Genomic DNA, 201 nt, shown 5'->3' on the forward strand with positions numbered 1-201 from the left:
CGAGATTGAGCCAGTAGTGCCCCGTGGGTTCAACACCGATGAGCACCTTCGTTTTGTGATGCTGATCCATTATAGCTTGTATCCACTGGAAGAGGTTTTTAAAGCCGGTGTGATCGTTAGAGAAGGCAAGATAGTGGCCACGTTCGATCCCACGAAAATCGACAGCACGGGCAACATGGGAAAACTTGGCAATATCGATGC

At 49.3% G+C, this 201-nt stretch carries 1 protein-coding gene; it reads right to left on the reverse strand.

Annotation, left to right across the window (positions count from 1 at the left end):
* Positions 1-199, reverse strand: a 199-nt coding sequence (locus ET33_RS40820; RefSeq protein ID WP_407668146.1) for an IS110 family transposase, incomplete at its 3' end; no start/stop codon positions are given.
* Between the last annotated feature and the right edge of the window lie 2 nt (positions 200-201).

This window comes from Paenibacillus tyrphae, from assembly GCF_000722545.1.
In the GTDB taxonomy this organism is placed as follows: domain Bacteria; phylum Bacillota; class Bacilli; order Paenibacillales; family NBRC-103111; genus Paenibacillus_G; species Paenibacillus_G tyrfis.